18 protein-coding genes and 2 pseudogenes are annotated in these 21,978 nt (G+C 70.7%); 9 read left to right on the plus strand and 11 right to left on the minus strand.

Features of this window, described 5'->3' with window-relative positions; genetic code table 11:
* Positions 1-5: 5 nt before the first annotated feature.
* Both ABZ904_RS15625 and ABZ904_RS15630 read left to right on the plus strand, forming a co-directional pair.
* The gene (locus ABZ904_RS15625) at positions 6-311 is read left to right on the plus strand and encodes a 4a-hydroxytetrahydrobiopterin dehydratase (RefSeq protein WP_359410744.1); all 306 of its coding nucleotides are present in this window, start codon (positions 6-8) and stop codon (positions 309-311) included.
* 13 nt (positions 312-324) lie between these two features.
* Entirely contained in the window at positions 325-1,065 is a 741-nt protein-coding gene (locus ABZ904_RS15630; RefSeq protein ID WP_360998362.1) for a class I SAM-dependent methyltransferase, read from the plus strand.
* Between the two features lie 147 nt (positions 1,066-1,212).
* Here ABZ904_RS15630 and ABZ904_RS15635 read toward each other — a convergent pair whose 3' ends face one another.
* From ABZ904_RS15635 to ABZ904_RS15655, 5 genes and pseudogenes are all read right to left on the minus strand, one after another.
* On the minus strand, positions 1,213-2,352 hold the full coding sequence (locus ABZ904_RS15635) for an extracellular solute-binding protein (RefSeq protein WP_360998333.1): 1,140 nt from the start codon (positions 2,350-2,352) through the stop codon (positions 1,213-1,215).
* Between the two features lie 412 nt (positions 2,353-2,764).
* Positions 2,765-5,449 (minus strand): SpoIIE family protein phosphatase, encoded by a 2,685-nt coding sequence (locus ABZ904_RS15640; RefSeq protein WP_361823593.1) that lies wholly within the window; start codon positions 5,447-5,449, stop codon positions 2,765-2,767.
* Positions 5,450-5,895: 446 nt separating this feature from the next.
* A pseudogene (locus ABZ904_RS15645) lies at positions 5,896-6,120 on the minus strand (phytanoyl-CoA dioxygenase); the annotation flags it as partial.
* Positions 6,078-6,926, minus strand: coding sequence for an RNA-guided endonuclease TnpB family protein (locus tag ABZ904_RS15650; RefSeq protein WP_361823596.1), 849 nt, complete (start codon positions 6,924-6,926; stop codon positions 6,078-6,080). The pseudogene ABZ904_RS15645 and the gene ABZ904_RS15650, both read right to left, overlap by 43 nt.
* A 97-nt stretch (positions 6,927-7,023) precedes the next feature.
* A pseudogene (locus tag ABZ904_RS15655) lies at positions 7,024-7,167 on the minus strand (phytanoyl-CoA dioxygenase); the annotation flags it as partial.
* Positions 7,168-7,296: 129 nt separating this feature from the next.
* Between ABZ904_RS15655 and ABZ904_RS15660 the strand changes: the two are divergent.
* The gene (locus ABZ904_RS15660) at positions 7,297-8,163 is read left to right on the plus strand and encodes a class I SAM-dependent methyltransferase (protein WP_360998330.1); all 867 of its coding nucleotides are present in this window, start codon (positions 7,297-7,299) and stop codon (positions 8,161-8,163) included.
* A 78-nt stretch (positions 8,164-8,241) separates the two neighbouring features.
* Here the strand turns inward: ABZ904_RS15660 and ABZ904_RS15665 are convergent, their stop codons facing one another.
* From ABZ904_RS15665 to ABZ904_RS15680, 4 genes are all read right to left on the minus strand, one after another.
* On the minus strand, positions 8,242-8,937 hold the full coding sequence (locus tag ABZ904_RS15665) for a glycoside hydrolase family 75 protein (RefSeq protein ID WP_360998329.1): 696 nt from the start codon (positions 8,935-8,937) through the stop codon (positions 8,242-8,244).
* 292 nt (positions 8,938-9,229) lie between these two features.
* Positions 9,230-10,066 (minus strand): aldo/keto reductase, encoded by an 837-nt coding sequence (locus tag ABZ904_RS15670; RefSeq protein ID WP_359402247.1) that lies wholly within the window; start codon positions 10,064-10,066, stop codon positions 9,230-9,232.
* A gap of 635 nt (positions 10,067-10,701) precedes the next feature.
* Positions 10,702-12,528, minus strand: a complete 1,827-nt coding sequence (locus ABZ904_RS15675; protein WP_359402250.1) for an AMP-binding protein — start codon at positions 12,526-12,528, stop codon at positions 10,702-10,704.
* Positions 12,529-12,809: 281 nt separating this feature from the next.
* Positions 12,810-14,294 carry an MFS transporter gene (locus tag ABZ904_RS15680; RefSeq protein WP_361823601.1) on the minus strand — a complete coding sequence of 495 codons (1,485 nt, stop codon included), beginning with the start codon at positions 14,292-14,294 and terminating at the stop codon, positions 12,810-12,812.
* Positions 14,295-14,411: 117 nt separating this feature from the next.
* On the opposite strand from ABZ904_RS15680, the gene ABZ904_RS15685 reads away from it, so the two are divergent.
* From ABZ904_RS15685 to ABZ904_RS15705, 5 genes are all read left to right on the plus strand, one after another.
* Complete coding sequence (locus ABZ904_RS15685; protein WP_360998327.1) at positions 14,412-15,386, plus strand: Lrp/AsnC family transcriptional regulator; 975 nt, start codon at positions 14,412-14,414, stop codon at positions 15,384-15,386.
* A gap of 311 nt (positions 15,387-15,697) precedes the next feature.
* Positions 15,698-16,216, plus strand: coding sequence for a hypothetical protein (locus ABZ904_RS15690; RefSeq protein WP_360998326.1), 519 nt, complete (start codon positions 15,698-15,700; stop codon positions 16,214-16,216).
* A gap of 76 nt (positions 16,217-16,292) precedes the next feature.
* Positions 16,293-17,135, plus strand: a complete 843-nt coding sequence (locus ABZ904_RS15695) for a DUF4097 family beta strand repeat-containing protein (RefSeq protein WP_359402262.1) — start codon at positions 16,293-16,295, stop codon at positions 17,133-17,135.
* 78 nt (positions 17,136-17,213) lie between these two features.
* Positions 17,214-18,218 carry an ATP-binding cassette domain-containing protein gene (locus tag ABZ904_RS15700; RefSeq protein ID WP_361823804.1) on the plus strand — a complete coding sequence of 335 codons (1,005 nt, stop codon included), beginning with the start codon at positions 17,214-17,216 and terminating at the stop codon, positions 18,216-18,218.
* On the plus strand, positions 18,215-18,997 hold the full coding sequence (locus ABZ904_RS15705; RefSeq protein WP_359402265.1) for an ABC transporter permease: 783 nt from the start codon (positions 18,215-18,217) through the stop codon (positions 18,995-18,997). The genes ABZ904_RS15700 and ABZ904_RS15705 overlap by 4 nt, the downstream gene beginning before the upstream one ends.
* A gap of 150 nt (positions 18,998-19,147) precedes the next feature.
* Here the strand turns inward: ABZ904_RS15705 and ABZ904_RS15710 are convergent, their stop codons facing one another.
* A complete protein-coding gene (locus ABZ904_RS15710; RefSeq protein WP_361823606.1) occupies positions 19,148-19,702 on the minus strand; it encodes a TetR family transcriptional regulator in 555 nt (184 codons plus the stop codon).
* 445 nt (positions 19,703-20,147) lie between these two features.
* Between ABZ904_RS15710 and ABZ904_RS15715 the strand changes: the two genes are divergently transcribed.
* A complete protein-coding gene (locus tag ABZ904_RS15715; RefSeq protein ID WP_359402271.1) occupies positions 20,148-21,281 on the plus strand; it encodes an ABC transporter permease in 1,134 nt (377 codons plus the stop codon).
* Positions 21,282-21,306: 25 nt separating this feature from the next.
* Here the strand turns inward: ABZ904_RS15715 and ABZ904_RS15720 are convergent, their stop codons facing one another.
* Positions 21,307-21,915, minus strand: a complete 609-nt coding sequence (locus ABZ904_RS15720; protein WP_359402275.1) for a flavin reductase family protein — start codon at positions 21,913-21,915, stop codon at positions 21,307-21,309.
* Positions 21,916-21,978: the final 63 nt, after the last annotated feature.

Consider the following 21,978-nt stretch of genomic DNA (forward strand, 5'->3'; position numbering starts at 1 on the left):
AGGTCATGCCCGTCGAACCGCTCTCGCACAAGGAGATCGAGGACCGGCTTGCGGAGTTGCCCGGCTGGTCCCTGGACGGCGACCGGATCGCCCGCTCGTACCGGCTCGGCTCGCACTTCGCGGCGACCGCGATGGTCGTCCACATCGCCCAGGTGCAGGAGGAGCTCGACCACCACTCCGACCTCACCCTCGGCTACAACACCGTCTCCGTCACGGTGAACACGCACAGCGCCGGCGGCGCGGTCACCGAGCTCGACTTCGAACTGGCCCGCCGCATCGAGGAGCTGGCGCCCGGTCACAGGGCGCAGTGAACGGATGGCACCCATGCTCGACTACGAGCGGGAGGCCGCCGAGTACGACGCCACACGGGGCGGCGAGCCCCGGGCCGCGGCGGCCGCCGACGCTCTGCTCGGACTGATACCCGACGGCGCGGGCCGGTTGCTCGACGTGGCCTGCGGCACCGGGATCGTGACCAGGCGACTGGCGGCCGGGCGCCCCGGGCTGCGGGTGACGGGCGTGGACCTGGCGCACGGGATGGCGCTCCGGGCCGCCGCCCGGCTGCCCGGCGCCGTCGTCCTCGCCGACAGCCGCCGGCTCCCGTTCCGCGACGGGACGTTCGACGTGGTCACGAGTGTCTGGCTGCTGCACCTGATCGAGGATCCCGAGGACGTCCGGGCCGTGTGCGCGGAAGTCGCCCGAGTGCTGCGGCCCGGCGGCGTGTACGTCACCACCGTCGACAAGGCCGCCGCCCATGACGTGGGCAGCGACATCGACACCGTCCTCGCGCCACACCCGCGCCGTCCGGCCCGCGATGACGCGGAGGCGGTCGCGGCGCACGCCGCCGCATACGGGCTGGTACCGGCCGGGCGGGCCCGTTTCCCCGGCGTCGGCCAGGGCCGCAGCCCCCGTGCCACGGCCGAGGACCTGCGGCGCGGCTGGTTCACGACGCTCGCGCCCGGGGATCCGCTCGGCGATCGGATCGCCGAGCGCCTTGCGGCACTGCCGGACCAGGACCGTCCGCGCCCCGACCCGGTGTTCACCCTAAGGGCGTTCCGCAAGCTCTGAAGGGCCTCGCGGGCGGGATGAACTCCGATCCGGCCGCCGGACGGCTCCCGACGTTCACCTCGAGCGCCTGTGGCAGCCAACAACCCCAGAAGCGGGCGTGCGTTGGACGCCGGCCCGGGCGGTCTCCCGGACTTCGCGGACGGCTCCTCAGCGTGAGACCGCCTTCGCCCAGCCCCGGTCGACCGTGTCCTGCGCCTTCGCCAGTTGATCGTCCGTCGGGAACTGAGGCGTCCCCTCGACCGTCGGCAGCCGGGCGGCGCCGCCCTTGTCGAGGGTGCCGTCCTTCATCATGACGTCCATGAGCACCGGGCGGGCATAGCCGTAGAGCCGGAGGTTCTGGCCCCGCACGCTGAACAGGTACTCCTCCCACAGGCGGGCAGCCGCCGGATGCCGTGCGTGCTTGTTGATGGCCTGCGCGTAGTACTGGGCGAAGCTGCCGTCGAAAGGGATCGACACATGCCAGTCCATGCCCTTGCTGCGCAGTCGATCGGCGTAGCCGAGGTTGAGGAAGTCCCAGTTGATGCTGACGGGTGTCCGGCCGTCCGCGACCGCCGAGGAGGTGGACTCGACGGGGTCGAAGTTGCCGCGCCTGCTGAGTTCGGCGAAGAAGTCGAGACCGGGCTGGATGTCGTCGAACGAGCCGCCGTTGGCCAGCGCGGCCGCATAGACGCTCGAGAAGGCGGAATTCGCCTCGGTGGGAGAGCCCTCGAGCGCGATCTTGCCCTTGTAGCCGGGTTTCAGCAGATCCGCGAAGGTCTCCGGACAGGGCTTGACCCGGTTGGCGTCACAGCCGATGGAGACGTAGCCCCCGTAGTTGTTGTACCAGTGGCCGTGCGGGGACTTCTGGTAGTCGGGGATCGAGTCGTACACGGCGACCTTGTACGGCGCGAGCAGGTGCTTCACCTCGGCCATCCGCGCGAACGTGTCGCCCAGGTCGATCACGTCGGGAGTCGTCGCCCGGCCGCCTCCTTTCTCCAGGGCGTCGACCTCCTCCTCGCTGTGGGCGTCGGGGGAGTCCACCGTCACCTCGATCCCGTACTTCTTCTCGAAGTCGTCGATGAGGGCACCGTAGTTGGCCCAGTCACGCGGCAGGGCGATCGCCCGGAGCGCGCCCTCCCGCCGGGCGGCGGCGATCAGCGCGTTCATGCCGCCGACCTCGGCGGCGGATGTCGCTGTCGACGGCTTCTGCGGCCCGGCGGGCGGAGGACTCCCGCAGGCGGTCAGGCCCAGTGTCACCACGGCGAGGCAGCCGATCGCGCCCGCTGCCCGGGCACGGAGTGCGGTCACGACGGCTCCAAGGGGTCGGAGGCGGGAAGCGCTGACACGTCTGGTCGTCGCGGGGAGTGCCCGGTCCGCCGGAGTGACCGGCCGGTGCCGCCCGACGCGCAGCCGCCGTTGCCGCCGCGCGGCGGTCGTGGAGTCCGCAGGCCTTGGCCCGCGCGTGCTCGGTCCGGCGGGCGCCCGGCACCCTCTCGCGGTCCCGGTGTCAAGGGCCCTCGGCGGTGTCCCCCGGCCTTGTGGGAGGCGGCCTTGGGAGCCGGTGTACCCGGTCGTCCCGACGGTGGGTTCCCGGCGAAGAAACCTGTCATCGGCGTCCTCCGCGCCTCCCGTACGGGATGGGTGGCCTGCGGGCGCCGCGGGCTGCGATGGTGCCCGTGCGTGGTGCCGTGCGGCCGCGCGGGCCTTTCGGAATGCGCTTTCACAATGCAGTGTCGTCCCACTGGGAGAGCAGAATGTCGCCGAGATCCTCCGCCTCCGGCGTGGCGCCGTCCAGCAGGGGCTGTTCGGCCCAGATGACCTTTCCGGTGGGCGTGTAGCGGGTGCCCCATCGTTCGGTCAGCTGCGCGACCAGGAAGAGTCCCCGGCCGCCCTCGTCGGTGACGGTCGCCCGGCGCAGCCGGGGAGAGGTGCTGCTGCCGTCGGAGACCTCGAAGATCAGGGCGCGGTCGCGGATCAGCCGGACCCCGATGGGCTCGCCGCCGTAGCGGACCGCGTTGGTGATCAGTTCGCTGAGGACGAGTTCGGCGGTGAACGCCATGTGCTCGAGGCCCCACTCCGTCAGCCGGCGGACGCAGTCGTTGCGTACGGAGGCCACCGCCGCCGGGTCACGTGGCACCCGCCAGTCGGCGATCCGCGAGGGGTTCAGCCGGCGGGTGCGGGCCACCAGCAGTGCGATGTCGTCCCTGGGCTGAGCGGGCAGCACGGCCTCCATCACCGCCGCACACGTGGCCTCCGGGGTGCGGTCAGGGCCGGTGAGAGCACGGCGCAGGGCCCCCAGACCGGCGTCCGGGTCATGGTCGTGGCCCTCGATCAGCCCATCGGTGTAGAGCACCAGCCGGGAGCGTTCGGGCACCCTCAGCTCGGTGCTCTCGAAGGGCAGACCGAGGCCAAGACCCAGGGGTGTGGAGACGGGGACCTGGGGGAATTCGACGCTTCCGTCGGGATGGACCACCGCCGGTCCGGGGTGGCCCGCGGTGGCGATGGCCAGGTTCCCGGAGGTGGGGTCGTAGACCGCGTACTGGCAGGTCGCGCCGGTGATGCCCTGTGCGTCGCCCTCCTGTGCGTCGAGCTGCGCCACCAGCTCGTCCAGCCGGCTCAGCAGTTCCTCCGGAGGCATGTCGAGGCCGGAGAAGTTGTGCACGGCGGTGCGCAGCCGGCCCATGGTGGCCGCGGCGTGCAGTCCGTGCCCGACGACGTCGCCGACGACCAGCGCGACCCGGGTGCCGGACAGCGGAATCACGTCGAACCAGTCCCCGCCGACCCCGGCCCCTCCCGCTCCGCGGCCCCCGGCCGGCAGATAGCGGTAGGCCACCTCGAGCGCGGACTGCTCCGGCAGTCCGCGTGGCAGCAGGCTGTGCTGGAGGGTGACGGCCATGGTGTGTTCGCGCGTGTAGCGGCGGGCGTTGTCGATGGACACCGCGGCCCGGACGGCGAGTTCCTCGGCGAAGCTCACGTCGTCGTCCTCGAACCGCGGGGAGCTGTGCGACCGCCAGAAGTCCGCGGTTCCGAGTACCGCCCCGCGGGCCCGCAGCGGGACCACGAGCAGGGAGCGCAGACCGCTGCCGAGGATGTGGCGGGCGCGTTCGGGGTCCTCGGCCCGCCACCCTTCGCATGTGCCCAGGTCGCGGACCAGGATCGTCCGGTTCTCGGTTATGGCGGCCGCGACGGGATGGCTGCCGGGGAACCGGATCAGCGCGCCGACGGGATAGAGGAGTTGGTCCTCGTCCAGGCCCGCGACCGCGACACGGCGCAGCTCCCTGCTCGCCCCGGGGGACTCCGCGCCGTGCAGCACGGAATCCAGAAGCTCGATGGTGACGCCGTCGGCGAACCGGGGCGCGGCCACCTTCGCGAGCTCCTCGGCGGTGCGTCGCACATCGAGTGTGGTGCCGATTCGCGCCCCTGCGTCGTAGAGCAGTCGCAGCCGTTCCCGCGCTCCTTCGGCCCTGCCGTACAGGGCTCGCAGCTCGGTGGTGTCCCGCAACGTGACCACGTTGCCGAGCGGTCCGCGCGGCGCGGTGGGCCGTTTGTTGACGGCCAGCAGCCGGTCGCCCGCCAGGTACACCTCGTCGGTGGCCGGCCGCTCCGAGGCCAGCAGCTCGGCGAGGTCCCCCTCCAGACCCAGATCGCTCACGAGGCGCCCCTCCGCGTCGACGGGCAGGTCCAGCAGACGCCGTGCCTCGTCGTTGGCCAGCAGCAGCCGGCCGTCACCGCCGAGGATCAGCACCCCCTCCCGTACGGCGTGCAGGACCGCGTCATGGTGCTCGTACATCCGGGTCATCTCGGCCGGGCCGAGGCCATGGGTCACCCGTCGCAGCCGGCGGCTCACGAGTCCCGCCCCCGCCGCGGCGATGACCATGGCCCCGGCGGCACCGCCGAAGAGGACCGGCAGCTGGCGGTCCATCCGGTCCCGTACCTTGTCGACCGTGACGGGGACGGCGACAACGGCGATCACCGAGCCGTCCGGAGCCCGGACGGGCGCCGCCGAGACCACGGAAAGCCCCAGGGAGCCCTGGAAGGTCCTGGTGAACGCCTTGCCCATCGCGGCCGGCGCGTAGGGGCCGATGACATGCTTGCCGATCTGGCTCGGATCGCTGTGGGTGAGGGTGACGCCGTCCAGCCCGTAGACGATGACGGCGTCCACGCCCGCGGTCTTCCTGGTGGCCTCGGCGTACGGCTGCAGGTGTGCGGTGGGGCCGGGGCTCTTCAGCGCCGCCGCGATCCCGGGCGAGTGGGCGAACGTCTCGGCCGTCGCGAGCGTCCGGCGCTCGGCCTCGCCCATGATGTCGCGTCGGGCCTGTACCACGACAGCCACCAGTGCGGCGACGACGAGGAGCACCACGACAGCAAGCTGCAGGAGGAAGACCTGGCCGGCGAGGCTGCGCACGCTCAGCCGCCGCACCAGGCGACGCGGCCGACGCGCCCTCGGACGCTCAGGCAGACCGGGCCCGTCGGACCGGGACGTACCAGGCGCCCCAGGACCGTCCTGACCCGAAATTTCACGCATATACCTTTTCTATCGCTTCTCGGGCGCTGACCTCGGACTGCCATGACGACCGGACGTGCGGCGATGGCGGCGAGCGAGCCGCGCCCGGCAGTCGCCGGCGCGGTCGGGCACGCACAACCGGTGGGTTCCACGGGGAAGCCCGACATCTGATGACCGCCTGCCCCGGGGGACGGAGGGCTCGGGGCGGCGGTCATGGCGTCGGGGGTGATGGCGTCAAACGGGTGGTCGGTCACGGGCCTGTACTGCACCGGTGGGGGCGAGGCGATCGCCACGAGGGCGGTCCGCAGCCCCAGGGACCCTCCCGTGGTCAGGGGCGACGCGCCGCGTCAGCCCTCCCGGGTCAGGCCCCGGCGGATCGCGTACTCCACGGGGGAGTGGTTCCCGTCCGCCCGTTCCAACTCGTACGGCACCGCCGGGTACAGCGGCGGCTGGGCCATGAAGCGGGGACGTGTGCCGTGGTGGGGCTGGGCGGCGTGGAGGAAGGGGTGGCAGAGTTGACTTCCTCGCCCTAAAGGAGGGCGATTCCGGTTTGCCGCGCCGTTGTCGGGTGCGGGTTCGGGTGGGTTCCTGTTTCATCGCGCTGTGCCGGGACGAGTCCCGGTCTTACCTGCGCTCCGCAGGCTGTCACCGCCAGTCCGGCGGCCTTGGCGACGTTGACCGCCGCGTTGATGTCTCGATCGAGGACGGTCTGGCAGGCCCCGCACTCCCACACGCGGACGTGCAAGGGCTTGGGTCCGTCCTTGACGCCGCAGGCGGAGCATACCTGCGAAGTCGGCTCGAACCGGCCGATGCGTACAAGGGTGCGCCCGTAGCCGGGCAGGACTTCGGCTGGTTCGGTCTCCACCACGAAGGAGGCGAAGTACCTGCCGGCACTGTCCTTGATCACGGTCACCGTGGACGGGGTGGAAGGCAGGGTGCGCGACCACTTCACGCTCACGTCGCCGGCCTTGGGCAGGCGGAGCTTGCCGCCGGGGGTGATCCTCCATCCGGCGTTCGCGGCGAACCGGATCGCCTGGCGGCTGTCGCGTTTGGACTTGAAGCAAGGCGGCCCCGTCTTGGGTCGCTTGCCCTTCAGGCCATCGAAGAAGTTGCGGTACGCGGCGTCCAGGTCCCTGAGGGACTGCTGAAGGATCACTGAGGAAACCTCGGCGAGCCATGCCCGCTGGGGCGTCCTCTTCGCCGAGGTGAGCTGTTTGGACAGCTCGGCCGACGTGACAAACGGCAACCCGGCGGCGCGGGCGTCCTCACGGACGCGAAGCGCGTCGTTGAAGACTACCCGCGCACACCCGAATGCCCGGGCCAGAGCGGACTGCTGAGGACCGTTCGGGTACAGGCGGAACCCATACCTGAGCTGCATGTGATCACCCTATATGCGTGGTTCATGTCACCGCGCTGGAATTCGCATCCCGATGTCAGGAGCGAGGCGCACCCTTCGCCGTGCGGCTCCAGGACCGGGGCGCGTCGTCCTGGGTGACTTCCGTGAACAGGAAGTGCATGAGCAGCGCGCGGCCCTTCGACCACAGGTTCGTGTGCCACAGGGTGGCTGCCTCGGGCAAATTGCTCCCCTCGATGTGCCAGCCCGCGTCGTCCGGTGCGGCGGCCCCACGGCGTGCGGCAGAGGACGCCGTGCCGTTTCCGCGTACGCGTTTGCCGTTCCTGCAACAGAAGTGGCCATGCACCGGTGCGTCGGCGCAGGCTGGGGTCCTCCGGACGAGAGGCTCACCACCATGGCGCACCACCACGACGACCACACCGATATCGACTGGGCCGTCATGGCTCCCCTGCTCGAGGCACAGGCACAGCTGTTCACTCCCCTGTACGAGCGGGTCATGGCCTGGCTGGCCGAGGAGGTGAGCGCGCCCGGCCTGGTCGTCGACACGGGCAGTGGACCCGGTGTCGTCTCCTGTCTGTTCGCCGAGGCGTTCCCGGGCGCGCGGGTCGTCGCGGTGGACGGCTCCGAGCCCCTCCTCGAGCGGGCGCGCGCCCGGGCCGCACGCCTGGGCCTCGCCGATCGCTTCGCCACCATCGCGGGCGAACTCCCCGACGCACTGGGTCACTTGGACTACCCCGCCGATCTGCTGTGGGCGAGCAACAGCCTGCACCACCTCGGTGACCAGCGGGCCGCCCTTGCCGCGTTCGCCGAGCGGCTGGCCCCCGGCGGCACTCTGGCCCTGCTGGAGGGCGGACTGCCCGCGCGGTTCCTGCCCCGGGACATCGGTATCGGCCGTCCCGGTCTGCAGGCACGGATCGACGCCGTGGAGACGGAGTGGTTCGCACAGATGCGGGAATCGCTGCCCGGTGCCGTGACCGAGACCGAGGACTGGCCGGTTCTGCTGACCGCCGCGGGTCTGAAGCACTCCGGCACGCGCAGCTTCCTGCTGGACCTTCCCGCACCCGTCACGGACCGGGCGCGTGCCTATGTGGCCGGCTCTCTGGCCCGGCTCAGGGATGCGCTCACGGACGGCCTCGACGCCGAGGACCGCGCCACCCTCGACCGGCTCCTCGACCCGGAGGACGAGGCGAGCGTGCACCGCAGGCGCGATGTGTTCGTGCTGAAGGCGCACACGGTGTACACGGCCGTCCGGGCCTCCTGAGCCCTGCCGCCCGGCCGTTTGGTGTCGGCGCCCGGTGCCGCGCGTGCCCGCGGTACCGGGCCTGCCGGCCCTGCCCGTTCAGTTGCTCTGGATGAACTGCTTGGCCAGCGACTGGCCGAGGGACACCGCAGCGCTGTGACTCTCGATCGGCGACACCTGCGAGTTCTTGAACAGGATGTACGTCACGCCGGAGTCGGCGCCGCCGGTCTCCGGGTCGGGGTCGATGCCGAGCGCGTTGGCCGTGGCGTACGAGGCCTCGCCGATGATCTTCGTGGGGCCGGTGTCGCCGACGACGGCGTACTCGACCTTGTTGTGGTAGATGACGGCGACCACGCCGCCGCCCTTGATGCCGGAGCTGGAGTACTTCCAGATGCTGCTCGCGCTCGGCACGACGACGTACGGGAGGGAGTCGGCGCGCAGGGGCTTGCCGTCGGACTGGTGGAAGGCGGTGTCGTCCTGGAACCAGGGGTCGGTGTCGCCGTTGCACTTGCCGGTGACCTGGCCGTCGCAGTCGATGTCCATGTCGGCCTTCCAGAACACCGCGCCGTTCTTGCCGCACACGGGGACGGTGGCCGAGGTCTCGTCGTCGGTCTTGTACTTGCCGTTCGATATCTGCGAACAGGACGTCACCTTCGCGAGCAGGTCCGCGGCGCTGACCGTGCCCTCCTGAGCGGACTTGGGAGCGGCCGCTCCGGAGACGCTGGTGGGGAGCACGGCGGTGGCGAGGAGCGCGGCGCCTGAGGCCGCGGCGAGGGTCAGTGTTCGAGTGCGCACTGTGGGGGGGGACCCTTCTGTTAGGAAAGTTTCCTTACCGGGTGCCGTACAAGGTGGACCCGTCGGCATGGCCGCGTCAAGCCCCAACGAGGCCACAGATACGGTCGGTTGGGAGCCGACGGGAAACGGGCCGCCCGTGTGCGCGGTGGGGTGGAGCGACTCCCGACGCCTCTTGAGGCGTGAGGACCCGAGGCTCTCCGGTCCTGGTCGGCGGCTGCCCCCGGAACGCACGGCGACGCCCCTCGGAGCCGCCGGGCAAGCGGTCCGCGGGGCGTCGCCGGGATGTCGTCCGTCAGCCCATGTCGAACGTCGCCGGGTCCGGGCCGAGACGCCGGTCCTCGTTCAGCGCACTGATCGCCCCCATGTCCTCGGCGTCCAGCGAGAAGTCGAAGACCTCGATGTTCTCCCTGATCCTGGCCGGAGTCACCGACTTCGGGATCACGATGTTCCCGAGCTGGAGGTGCCAGCGCAGCACGACCTGGGCCGGCGTGCGGTTGTGCTTCTGCGCGATGGCGACGATCGCCGGGACCTCCAGAAGGCCCCTGCCCTGCCCCAGTGGGGACCAGCCCTCGGTCGCGACGCCCTGCTCGGCGTGGTACTCGCGCGCCGCGTGCTGCTGCAGGCGCGGGTGCAGCTCGATCTGGTTGACCGCCGGGATGACCGAGGTCTCGGCGATCAGCGTCCGGAGGTGTTCCGGGAGGAAGTTGGAGACACCGATCGCCTTCGCGCGGCCGTCGCCGTAGATCTTCTCGAAAGCCCTGTACGTGTCGACGAACTTGCCCCGCGAGGGCAGCGGCCAGTGGATCAGATAGAGGTCGACGTACTCCAGGCCGAGCTTCTCCAGCGACACGTCGAAGGCGCGCAGCGTGGCGTCGTACCCCTGGTCGCTGTTCCAGAGCTTGGTGGTGATGAAGAGGTCCTGGCGCGGGATCCCGGAGGCGGCCACCGCCTGGCCCACACCCTCTTCGTTGCCGTAGATCGCTGCTGTGTCGATGCTGCGGTACCCGGCCTCCAAGGCGGTGGCCACCGCGGTCTCCGCCTCGTCGTCCGGCACCTGCCAGACGCCGAAGCCCAGCTGGGGCATCTCGACGCCATTGTTCAGGATGATCGGGGGGACCTTGCTGCTCACGAACTCTCGATCCTTCAGTCGTCGGGTGCTACACCCATCGTCAACGATCACAGCCCGCCGCGCATTCCTGGCCGGTCGTTTCCGCGCCGTATCCCTGCGGAGAGCAGCAGATCCGCCGGACATGGATCCGACCTTCTCGGTCCAAGCCATTGACCGGGCTCCGTCATCCCGTAGCTCTGTATCGCGACCGAACGCGTCGTTGAACGCGGCGCATGCATGTGAACATGCTGCCTGCCTGGGCCTTTCCGGGCTCATCCGCCCCCACCCAGCCGGAAGCAGGTACGCGCACATGAACGAGATGGTGTCCGAGGTGCGCCGACCGGAACCGCTCATTCGGAAGACATCGGAGGACAGGTTCCAGGAGAACCTTGACTCTTCGACAGTGGAAACTGATCAGCCGGTCAGCAGTCCTGACCGGCGAACAGCAGACCGATGCCTTGGGACAAGCCGTCGAACCGGGGTCGTCCCGGCCCCGTCCGTCCGGCGCAGAACCACCGCCGGGCAGCACGGCGCCCCTGGATTCGCCGCCCGCGCCCATCGACTGATCGAGCGGAACAGAGGTGCGGGGGACGGGTCCGTCAAGATCTTCCGGGTGACCATCGACTACCCGTCGCCGCCGGGGCGGCGTGCCGGGCTCAGGCCCGGTACAACGCCTCCACCTCGGTCGCGTACGCGTTCTCGATCGCCTTGCGCTTCAGCTTCAGCGACGGGGTGAGCAGGCCGTGCTCCTCGGTGAACTGGTGCGCGAGGATGCGGAAGGTGCGGATCGACTCGGCCTGCGAGACCAGGGTGTTCGCGGCGACCACGGCACGTCGCACCTCGGTCTCCAGATCGGGGTCGCGCACGAGCTGGGACGGGGACATCCTGGGCTTGCCCCGCATCTGCAGCCAGTGCTCCACGGCCTCCCCGTCGAGCGTGACCAGCGCGGCGATATAGGGGCGGTCGTTGCCGACCACGATGCACTGGGCGACCAGCGGATGGTCCCGCACCCGCTCCTCGAGCACGCCGGGCGAGACGCTCTTGCCGCCCGAGGTCACCAGGATCTCCTTCTTGCGCCCGGTGATGGTGAGAAAGCCGTCCTCGTCGAGCGAGCCCAGGTCTCCGGTGGCCAGCCAGCCGTCGTGCAGGGACTCGTCGGTGGCCTTCGGGTTGTTGAGGTAGCCCTGGAAGACATGGCCGCCGTGCAGCCAGACCTCTCCGTCGTCGGCTATGTGCACGGTCGTGCCCGGGATGGCCTGGCCGACCGTGCCGTAGCGGGTGCGCTCGGGCGGATTCGCGGTCGCCGCGGCCGTCGACTCCGTCAGCCCGTACCCCTCGTAGATGTGTACGCCGGCGCCCGCGAAGAACAGGCCGAGCCGGCGGTCCATCCCGGAGCCTCCGGACATCGCGTGCCGCACCCGGCCGCCCATCGCGGCACGGATCTTGGTGTACACGACCTTGTCGAAGAACTGGTGCTGCATGCGCAGGCCCGCCGACGGGCCGGGGCCGATGCCCCAGGCTTTCGCCTCGACCGCGTCCGCGTACTTGACGGCGACCTCGACCGCCTTCTCGAAGGGGCCGGAGCGGCCCTCCTTCTCGGCCTTGCGGCGGGCCGCGTTGAAGACCTTCTCGAAGATGTAGGGCACGGCGAGGAAGAACGTCGGCCTGAACGCGGCCAGGTCGGGCAGCAGCGCGGCCGCGTTCAGCTGCGGCTGGTGGCCGATCTTGACCCGGCCGCGGATGCAGGCGACCTCGACCATCCGGCCGAAGACATGGGCCAGCGGCAGGAAGAGCAGCGTGGAGGCCTCGTCGCCCCTCTTGGAGTGGAAGACCGGCTCCCAGCGTTCGATGACCGTGTCGCCCTCGAACATGAAGTTGCTGTGCGTGAGGACACAGCCCTTGGGGCGGCCGGTGGTGCCGGAGGTGTAGATGACCGTCGCCGTCGAGTCGGGGGTGACCGCCTGCCGGTGCCGGTGGACCACCTCGTCCTCGATGTGCGCGCCCGCGTCGTAGAGCTCCTGCACGGCGCCGACGTCCAGTTGCCACAGCCGGTGCAGCTGCGGCAGTCGGTCGATGACCGTGGCGATCGTCATCGCGTGGTCCTCGTGCTCCACCATCGCGGCCGTCACCTGGGCGTCGTGGAGCATCCAGAAGACCTGCTCGGCCGAGGAGGTGGGATAGATCGGCACCACCTGGGCGCCGATCGTCCACAGCGCGAAGTCGAAGAGCGTCCACTCGTACCGCGTACGGCACATGATCGCGACCCGGTCCCCGAACCGGACGCCCTGGGCCAGCAGACCCTTGGCGAGGGCGAGGACCTCGTCGCGGAACTCGGCGGCGGTCACATCGCGCCACTGGCCCTCGTCGTCCTTGCGGCCGAGTGCGACACGGAGCGGATCTTCCTGGGCATAGTCGAAGACGACGTCGGCCAGACCGCCCACCGGCGGCGCCGACGCCAGCTGAGGGTTGGTGAACTCGTGCAATCCCCGCTCCTTGTGGCGCTCCGCACAGCGCCGTGAAAGCTACCCCACCGAAGGGCCGGGCGGGAGAGGGGCGAAATCCCGGGCACTCGCGGCAAACGCACAGGCCAGCCGGGAAGATAACCGCACAAGGGGGAAGGAGCGGACAGAATTCCTTACGGCCGCGTAGGTTCCGGGCCCGCAATCTCCACGGAATCTGTACGGCGCGCTTACCGCACGCTGCAATCTACCGGCCAGTAGCGACGGGGCGGTGGCCGGGGTCGCACGGACCACCGCCCCCGTGTTCAGCCCCGCGGCACCGACTCCTTCAGCGGCTGGGGCGCCGTTCGTGTCACCGCGTTCTCCGGCTGCCGGACCAGCACGAGGACCAGCGTGCCTGCGATCACGCCCGCCACACCCGCGACCAGCAGAGCCGCGTCCAGACCGGAGGCGAAAGCGGTGCGCAGCGCATGCTCGGAGAATCCGCGGCGCAGGGCCCCGGCACCTCCACTCGCCAGAGTGTGCGCCGCATCGCGTGGCAACGTGTCCCGCATCCGGGAGGTCAGTACGGTGCCGAAGGCGGCGACCCCCAGCGCGTACCCCAACTGGCGGACCGTGTTCACCGCGCCGCCCGCCATGCCCGCCCGCTCCGGTGGCACCGAGGCGAGCGCCGCTCCGGCGACCGAGGGCGACACGAAGCCGGTGCCGATGCCCACCACGACGAGCCCCGGGATGAGCGCGGTCCAGCCGCTGCCCGCATCCAGCACCCTCTGGCAGAGGGCGCCCGTGCCGATCAGCAGCAGCCCGCCGCCGACGGTCAGCCGGGCCGGCGCCCCGTGCAGCAGGCGCCCGCCCAGGATCGCGACCACCATGGCGGCGACCGTCAGCGGCAGCAGCGTCAGTCCGCCCCGCACCGGGCTCATGCCCAGCACCGTCTGCGTCCAGATCGCGAGGTACGGCGTCACCCCGAAGGCCACGCCGCTGAAGGCGAACGCGCCCGCGAGCACGCCCACGAACGCGGGCTTGCCCAGCAGGGAGAGGTCCAGCAGCGGATGCGTCGACCGCAGCTCCACCAGCACGAAGCACACCAGAGCCAGCGCGGCGACCGTGAACGAGCCCAGCGTCACCGACGCGGTCCAGCCGTTCTCCCCGGCGCGCACCACCGCGTAGGTCGTCCCGCCTGCGAACCCCGCGATCATGACCGTGCCCGCCCAGTCGATCCGCCTGCCGTGGGCTCCCCGCGACTCCGGGACCGCCCGCAGCGTCATCCACACCGCCGCCACACTGACCGGCAGATTCACGAAGAAGATCCACCGCCAGCCCGGCCCCTCGGTGAGCAGTCCGCCGAGCGCGGGGCCCACCGCCGCGGCCACGCCGCTGACCGCGCCCCACACACCGAGCGCCGCCGAGCGCTGCCGCCCTTGATATAGCGAGCCGAGCAACGGCAGCGTCGTCGCGAACATCCCGGCCGCGCCCATGCCCTGCACCGCCCGCGCGGCCACCAGAGTCCCGGGCCCGGACGCGAGCCCGCACATCAGCGACGCCACCGCGAACACCACCACGCCCGCGACGTGCACCCGGCGCCGCCCGAGCACATCCGCCGCGGCCCCGGCCGCCAGCAGCAACGCCGCCAGCGCGAGCGCGTAGCCGTCGACCACCCACTGCAGATCACTGAGCGACGCGTGCAGCGACCGCGCCATGTCCGGCAGCGCGACGACCACGATCGTCACGTCCACCAGCAACATGAATGTGCTCAGGCACACCGCCGTGAGCGGCTTCCATGCCCGCATGTCCCAACTCCTCGTGCGATGTATGCGTATGGCTCCCTACGATGAGCGGACGGCGGCCGATCTCAGCGGAAGCGGATACATGAACGCCGGAACCCGACCGAGAAGGGGCCGACGGAGATGGAATCCCACACCCTCGACAGACTCGATCTGCAACTGCTCTCGGCCCTGGAGGTCGACGGCCGGGCCTCCTTCAGCCGGATCGGCGGGGTGCTCGGCGTCTCCGACCAGACCGTCGCGCGCCGCTTCCGCAGGCTGCGTGCCGACGGCGGGCTGCGGATCGTGGGTGTCCGTGACGCCCACCGGCTGGGCCAGGAGCAGTGGATGCTGCGGGTGCGCTGCGCCCCGGACACCGCGCTGACCATCGCGGACGCGCTCGCCAAACGCCCCGACACCAACTGGATCGGGCTCGCCTCCGGCGGCACCGAGGTCCTGTGCCTGACCCGGCCGCGCACTCGCGGCGACCACGACGACCTGCTGCTCGGCAAACTGCCGCGCACGCCCAGCGTGGTGGAGATCCGCGCCCATCAACTGCTCCACCGCTTCTACGGCGGGGCCCAGGGCTGGATCCGCAAGTTCTCCGCGCTCACGGACGATCAGATCGACGCACTGCGCCCCCATCCGGCCCCCGGTCCCGAGCAGGTGGGCCTCGACCCGGAGGACGAGCCGCTGCTGGCCGTACTGGAGCGGGACGGACGCGCCGGCTACCCCGAACTCCGGCGCGCCACCGGCCGTTCCGAGTCGGCGGTCAAACGCCGCCTGAACGCGCTGCTCGCCTCCGGTGCCCTGTACATCGACACGGAGTGCAACCCCGATCTCCTGGGCCATCCGGTCGCGGCCGTCCTGTGGATCACCGCCGCCCCGGCCGCCCTGCGATCCGTCGGTGAAGCCCTCGCCGCCCACGACGAGATCGCCCACGCCTCCGCGACCGCCGGCCCCTCGAACATCGTCGCGACCGCACTGGCCAGGAACACACGGGCGCTGTACGCCTATCTGAGCGGCCCGCTCGGCTGCCTGGAGGGGGTCCAGCAGGTGGAGACGACACCGGTCCTGCGCCGCGTCAAACAACTCACCTACCAGCCCCTGCCCCGCTGACCACAGCCCCGACCGGGCCGGGGCCGACCGGTGCGCGGTCCCCTCGGCGCGCGGACCGTGAGGGGGCACGCACACCAACCCTTGCGACCCGCATGGCATCACATGGCGCCGCATGGTGCCACTTGGCGCCATCCAGTGCCGTCCTGGCGCCATTCCATGTTCTAGAGAGCAGGCGAGCGTGCGTGGTGCCACGGTGACTCAGGCTGGCCCCGTTATGTTTCCGCAGGTCAGAGTGGTGACACTCAGGTTTGTCCGGCGCGCGGTGCCATTCGGGCTTGCGTGTGGCGCCATGGTGGTGCCACCATGACGTCATGGACCTCACCCCGTATGTCGACACCCTCCGCCGCGAACTTGCGGTGGCCGCCGAAGCCGGCGGGGAAGATGCCCGCGAGCTGGCCGAGCGGCTCACCGCTCCCCTGGAGTCGGCGACCCGTCTGACCATGCTCAATGTGCTCTCCGCCGCGATGGACGAGATCACCCGCGAGCTCGCCCCCGGCTCGGTCGACGTACGGCTGCGCGGGCTCGACCCCGACTTCGTGGTGACGCCGCCGCCCGCCTACAGCGGCCCCACGGAAGCGATGGTCGCGCCCGTTGAACCGCTCAACGTGCAGGCACCCGCCGAAGGCGACGAAGGCGGCACCGCCCGCGTCAATCTGCGTCTGCCGGCCCACCTCAAGGCGCGCGCCGAGGAGGCCGCGAGCCGTGAGGGACTGTCGGTCAACGCGTGGCTGGTGCGGGCCGTGTCGGCGGCGGTCGACGGCGGCACGCGGCCGCGTACGCCGGAGAAGACCCGCACCATCGGACAGAACTTCACGGGCTGGGTGCGCTAGCCGCGCCCGCCCCACTCCACCCACACCACGTCCCACCAGCGGGGACACCCCAAAGACTCAAGAGGACGGTACAGCCATGCCTTCTTTCGACACTCCCGAACCGATTTCGGTGACCGCCCACGTGGGCGCCGGGTCCATCCGGTTCACCGCGAGCGACCGCCTCGACACGGTCGTCGAGGTCCGGCCCCTCAACCCGAAGAGGGACAAGGATGTGCGGGCCGCCGAGCAGACCGAGGTCGCCTACGTCAGCGGCGTCCTGACCGTCAGGACGAAGGAGCGCCGCCTCATCGGGCCCAGCGGCGCCGTCGACGTGACGGTGGACCTGCCCACGGGCTCGCGCATCGACATGAACGGCTCCTGGACCCAGGTGCTCGGCGAGGGCCGGCTCGGCGAGGTCCGGGTGAAGGCCTCGGGCGGTGACGTCCGCCTGGACTCGACCGGGCCGCTCCAGCTGACGGTCTCCCACGGCTCGATCACCGTCGACCGGGTCGAGGGCATGGCCGAGGTCGTCACCAGCTTCGGCAGCCTGCGGGTCGGCACCGTCGACGGCCCCGCCGTCCTGAAGAACTCGCACGGCACCACGACCGTCGGGGCCGCGATCGGCGACCTGCAGGTGAGCGGTGCCCACGGCAACATCGACATCGCGCGCGCCGAGGGCTCGGTCACCGCCACCACCGCCCACGGCACCCTGCGCGTCGACGAAGTCGCCCGCGGAACCGTTCAGTTGGAGACCGCCTACGGCGCCATCGAGGTCGGCGTCCGCGAGGGCACCGCCGCCTGGCTCGACGTCAGCTCCGAGCGAGGACAGGTGCGCAACACGCTCGCCGCCTCCGAGGCCCCGGAGGAGACGGAGGACACCGTCGAGGTCCGCGCCCGGACCCGCTGGGGCAACATCGACGTGCGCCGCGCCCGGGCCTGAGCGCCGGCCCCGCCAACTCGCCCACTTCTTCCCGTCACTCCACCCTTCGAACGGGAGGGCTCCATGCCTTCATCTGTCATGCCCACGTCCAGGCGAGGCGACGGTTCGCAGTCGCCCGCCGCCGTCTCCACCATCGGTCTGCGCAAGTCGTACGGCGACAAGACCGTCCTGGACGGCGTCGATCTGCGTATCCCGGCCGGGACCGTGTTCGCACTGCTCGGGCCGAACGGCGCCGGCAAGACCACCACCGTGCAGATCCTGTCCACGCTCATCGCCGCCGACGGCGGGCAGGCCCAGGTCGCGGGCCACGACATCGCCACATCACCGGACGGGGTGCGCGCCGCGATCGGCGTCACCGGGCAGTTCTCCGCGCTCGACGACCTGCTCACCGCCGAGGAGAACCTGCTCCTCATGGCCGACCTGCTGCGCCTCGGCAAGCGTGAAGGACGGTTCCGTGCCCGGGAGTTGCTTCAGCGATTCGACATCGCGGACGTCGCGCACAAACGGGCCGCGACCTTCTCCGGCGGTATGCGGCGCCGGCTCGACCTCGCCATGACACTGGTCGGCGACCCCCAGGTGATCTTCCTGGACGAGCCGACGACCGGGCTCGATCCGCGCAGCCGGCGCACCATGTGGGACACGGTGCGCTCGCTGGTCACGGGCGGCACGACCGTCTTCCTCACCACTCAATACCTGGACGAGGCCGACCAGTTGGCCGACCGGATCGCCGTGCTCGACGGCGGCCGGATCGTCGCCGAGGGCACCGCCGACGAGCTCAAGGCGCAGATCCCCGGCAGCCACGTACGGCTGCGGTTCACCGACTCCGCCGAGTTGGAGCGCGCGGCGGCCGCCTTCCCCGGCGCGGCCCGGGACGACGAGAACCTCGCCCTGCGCGTGGCGGGCAACGGCGGCCTCGACGCGCTGCGCGTCCTGATCGACCGGCTCGACGCCGCCGGCATCCGATCCGTCGACTTCTCCGTGCACACCCCCGACCTCGACGACGTGTTCCTCGCCCTGACCGGCCGCGGCACCACCGAAACCGGCACCAGCACCCCGCTTCACGTCAAGGAGACCCTGCGATGAGCACCCTCACCTACGCCGTGCACGACTCCATGACGATGCTGCGGCGCAACCTCAAGCACGCGATCCGCTATCCGTCCGTGGGGCTCGGCAGCGCTCTGATGCCGATCCTGATGCTCCTGCTGTTCGTCTACGCCTTCGGTGACTCGATCGGCGCCGGTACGGGCGGCGGCCGGGGCACGTACGTGAACTACCTCACCCCCGGCATCATCATCATGGGGGTGGCCGCCGGTTCGATGTCGACCTCGATCGCGGTCTGCTCCGACATGACCGAGGGCATCATCAACCGCTTCCGCACCATGAACATCACGCGCTCGTCGTTCATGACGGGCCATGTCATCGGCAGCGTCATCCAGACGATGGTGTGCATGGTCCCGGTCGTGGGCGTCGCGCTCGCCGTCGGCTTCCGGTCCGGGGCGACCCCGCTGGAGTGGCTGGCCGCGGCCGGCCTCCTCACGGCCATCGCCTTCGCGGTGACCTGGCTGTCGGTGGCGCTCGGGCTGATCTCCAAGACCGTCGAGTCCGCGAGCAACAAGCCGCTGCTGATCCAGTTCCTGCCGTTCCTCGGCTCGGCGTTCGTACCGGCCGACTCGATGTCGCCGGGCCTGCGCTGGTTCGCCGAGTACCAGCCGTTCACGCCGATGACCGAGACCCTGCGCGGCCTGCTCTCCGGCTCGGAGATCGGCGACAACGGCTGGATCTCGCTCGCCTGGTGCGCCGGCATCACCCTGACCGGCTATGTCTGGTCGCGTTCGCTGTTCAACAGCACCACCAAGCGCTGAGAGCCCGTACTCAACCCTGCACGCAAGGCCCTCTGCCCGCGGTGTCGAGCAGAGGGCCTGTTCACGTCACCCCCGTGCATCACCACAGCCGGCTCGACGCTGATCGCGATCTGTCTCTGGTCGCCGTGGCAACAGCGACGTCAACGCCGTTCACGGGCCGAACAACTGCTCCACCAAGGGGACCAGTTCCTCAGGGTCGGCCGCCGCCAGCGAGTCGAACGCACCGGCGCTGCGCCCGAGCAGCACCCCGAGGAACGCCGCCGTCGCCAGTTCGGCCCGCAACCGCGGCCGGTCCAGTCCCTGAGCGGCGAAGCGCTCCCGCAGGGGGTCGACCAACCGGCGCTGCAGTTCCTCCCGCGCGGCGTTCTGGACCGCCGCATCCCGGGGCCGCTGGACCGCGGCCTGGAAGACGGGGCCCGGACCGCGCTGCTGGACGCGGTCGAGGAGATCGAGCACGCGTCCGGGGTGGAGCAGGTCCTGCGGGGCCTGGTCGCCCATTTCGGCATGGAGCGCGGCGATGTAGAGCTGGGTCTTGCCCCCGAAATACCGGGCGATCAGGGCCTGGTCCACTCCCGCCCGTTCGCCGATGTCCCGCACGGTGGTGCGCTCGAACCCACGTTCAGCGAGCAACTCGGCCGCGGCCTGCAGCAGTCGCTCTTTGCTGCGTGCCGAGTCCCTTCGGCGAGCGGGCTTCTCGGCACTCATCGACGGAACGTGACCGCCCGAGCCGGCTCAGGGATCTGCCGCGGTTCCTGGACGGGGTGTGCCATGGGTCCTCTTTCTGCCGTCGGTCGCCTCCGGTGACTCTGCCACGGAGGGGCCGCCCTTGGCGCGCAGGGCGGCGTGCTCACCCATGCGACGCACACCGCCACTGTGCGTACGGGGGGCGGCGCCCGGGAACGTGAGTCGCGTCACGTAGATCACGGACCCTACGAGGCGAGGTAGTAGATGCCTCCGCAGTTTCACGGCTGTATTGCCCGATGTGATCGGCGTCGGGCGCAGTTCGCTACTAAGCGCCCTCGTATATGCCGACCGGCCGTGGACACCCTCGGTTCTCTACAGTCCGTATGTCAGCGGTTGCTGACTTGTTGCGGCCGGAGCGATGCCGCCGTCTCCCGTCGGCCGTCGCGACTCACCAGGAGATGTACTCGTGCACGAAGATGACTTCTGGTCCGTGACGGCGGATGCCGCTGTCGTCCCGCCCGCCGCGGGGCCCGAGGACACGGGCCCGGATGTGGGCCGGCCCCGCCATCGCGCGCGCACCGACGCCGCCCCCGTCCGGCCGGGTCTGACCGGCCCCAAGGCGGTGCTCGCGCCGGTCGTCACCGTGCTCACGATCGGGCTGGTTTTCGTCTCCGTCTTTCTCGCCGCCTTCCACACGCCCAAGGCGCACCGACTGCCGATCGCGGTCGCCGCCTCGGACCGGTCGGCGGCGCTCTTCGACGTGCGGCTTCAGCGCATGGCGCCCGACGCCTTCCAGGTCGAGCGCTACCAGGACGAGTCCGCCGCCAGGTCGGCGGTCGAGCACCGCGCCGCGTACGCGGCCTACCTGGACGTCACCGGTTCGCCACGTCTCGTGTACGCGGGCGCCAACGGACTCGCGGTCACGGCCATGGTCACGCCGCTCGGCCATGCCGCGATGCCCGGTTCCGGCAAGATCAAGGTGCAGGACATCCTTCCCCTGTCGCAGGGGGACAGCCGCGGCCTGTCGACCTTCTACGCGTCCTTCGGCCTCGTCCTCGCGGGCTTCCTGTTCGGCCAGATGACGTACCAACTGGCGCCGCGGCTGTCCTTCCGGCAACGCATGCTCAGTCTCGTGATCTTCGCGGTCGTGGGAGGGCTGGCCACCGCGCTCATCGCGAGCACGATCTTCGACGCCATTCCGGGGTCGTTCATGGCGCTCGCGGGCGTCGTCACCCTCATGGCGGGAGCCGTGGCGGCCGGAACCGTGCTGCTCATCCGGATCTTCGGCCCGATCGGTGTCCCGCTGGGCTCGATCTTCATGCTGGTGATGGGCAACGCGACGAGCGGTGGTGTGCTGCCCCCGTCCTTCCTGCCGGGCTGGCTGCAACCGCTCGCCTCGGTGATGCCCGCGGGCGTCGGGGTGCGGGCCATCAACGGGCTCGCCTACTTCCACAACGACGGGGTCGCGGACGGAGTGACGATCCTGTCGGCCTGGGTGGTGTTCTGCTTCGCAGCGGTCTTCAGCCTCGACCGGATCGCCGCCTCGACGGCCATCGTGCACGTCGCCCACCGCGGAAAGCCCTCGCGGGCGGGCTCCTGACCGCCGGTCGGCGTGCCGCCAGGGATCAGTCGGCGGACGGCTCTTCGTACGGGATGCGCCTCAGGTGCAGGACCTCGCCCAGGGTGCCCCATTCGTCGCCGCCGAGCTTGGTGAGCGGGCGCAGCAGAGCGCTGCTGGGACGGCCGCCGACGAGGTAGTCCTCGTCGGCGGCGGCGTGGACCACCCGTCCGAAGACCAGGGTGGAGTTGCCCATCCGCAGGGTGGTGTGCGAACGGCACTCCAGGATCACATGGGAGACGGCCACCCTCGGTGGGCGCACGCGCCTGCTGGCTTCGCGCTCGATGCCGGCGGCGTCGAACTCGCTGACCGACCGGGGGTAGTCGATGGCGGTGGCGTTGATCAGATCCAGATGCGGCTCGGAGGAGAAGTTGACGACGAACTCCCCGGTGTCCTCGACGTTGCGCAGCGTGTCCTTCCGGCCGATCGAGGTGAACTGCACGATCGGCGGGTCGGTGCTGGCGATGCTGAAGAAGGAGTGCGGAGCGAGGTTCTCGGTGCTGCCGTCCGCAGTGACCGTGGAGACCCAGGCGATCGGCCGGGGAGCCACGGCCGATGTCAGGAACCTGTAGAAGTCCGCGCTGCTCATCGCCTCGGGGTCGTGTTCGATGCGCATGCGCTCAGTATCGATGCGAACACACTGCGCGATGAGCGCGACGCGGTCTCTCTGGGGGCGAGT

This window comes from Streptomyces sp. NPDC046900, from assembly GCF_040644975.1.
Taxonomy (GTDB): Bacteria; Actinomycetota; Actinomycetes; order Streptomycetales; family Streptomycetaceae; genus Streptomyces.

Bases quoted from the DNA above. Each gene is read 5' to 3' on its own strand.
- ABZ904_RS15720 (WP_359402275.1), bottom strand. From the start codon at position 21,915: ATGCGCATCGAACACGACCCCGAGGCGATGAGCAGCGCGGACTTCTAC.
- ABZ904_RS15700 (WP_361823804.1), top strand. From the start codon at position 17,214: ATGCCCACGTCCAGGCGAGGCGACGGTTCGCAGTCGCCCGCCGCCGTC.
- ABZ904_RS15690 (WP_360998326.1), top strand. From the start codon at position 15,698: ATGGACCTCACCCCGTATGTCGACACCCTCCGCCGCGAACTTGCGGTG.
- ABZ904_RS15650 (WP_361823596.1), bottom strand. From the start codon at position 6,926: ATGCAGCTCAGGTATGGGTTCCGCCTGTACCCGAACGGTCCTCAGCAG.
- ABZ904_RS15705 (WP_359402265.1), top strand. From the start codon at position 18,215: ATGAGCACCCTCACCTACGCCGTGCACGACTCCATGACGATGCTGCGG.
- ABZ904_RS15680 (WP_361823601.1), bottom strand. From the start codon at position 14,294: ATGCGGGCATGGAAGCCGCTCACGGCGGTGTGCCTGAGCACATTCATG.
- ABZ904_RS15695 (WP_359402262.1), top strand. From the start codon at position 16,293: ATGCCTTCTTTCGACACTCCCGAACCGATTTCGGTGACCGCCCACGTG.
- ABZ904_RS15685 (WP_360998327.1), top strand. From the start codon at position 14,412: ATGGAATCCCACACCCTCGACAGACTCGATCTGCAACTGCTCTCGGCC.
- ABZ904_RS15710 (WP_361823606.1), bottom strand. From the start codon at position 19,702: ATGAGTGCCGAGAAGCCCGCTCGCCGAAGGGACTCGGCACGCAGCAAA.
- ABZ904_RS15625 (WP_359410744.1), top strand. From the start codon at position 6: ATGCCCGTCGAACCGCTCTCGCACAAGGAGATCGAGGACCGGCTTGCG.
- ABZ904_RS15660 (WP_360998330.1), top strand. From the start codon at position 7,297: ATGGCGCACCACCACGACGACCACACCGATATCGACTGGGCCGTCATG.
- ABZ904_RS15630 (WP_360998362.1), top strand. From the start codon at position 325: ATGCTCGACTACGAGCGGGAGGCCGCCGAGTACGACGCCACACGGGGC.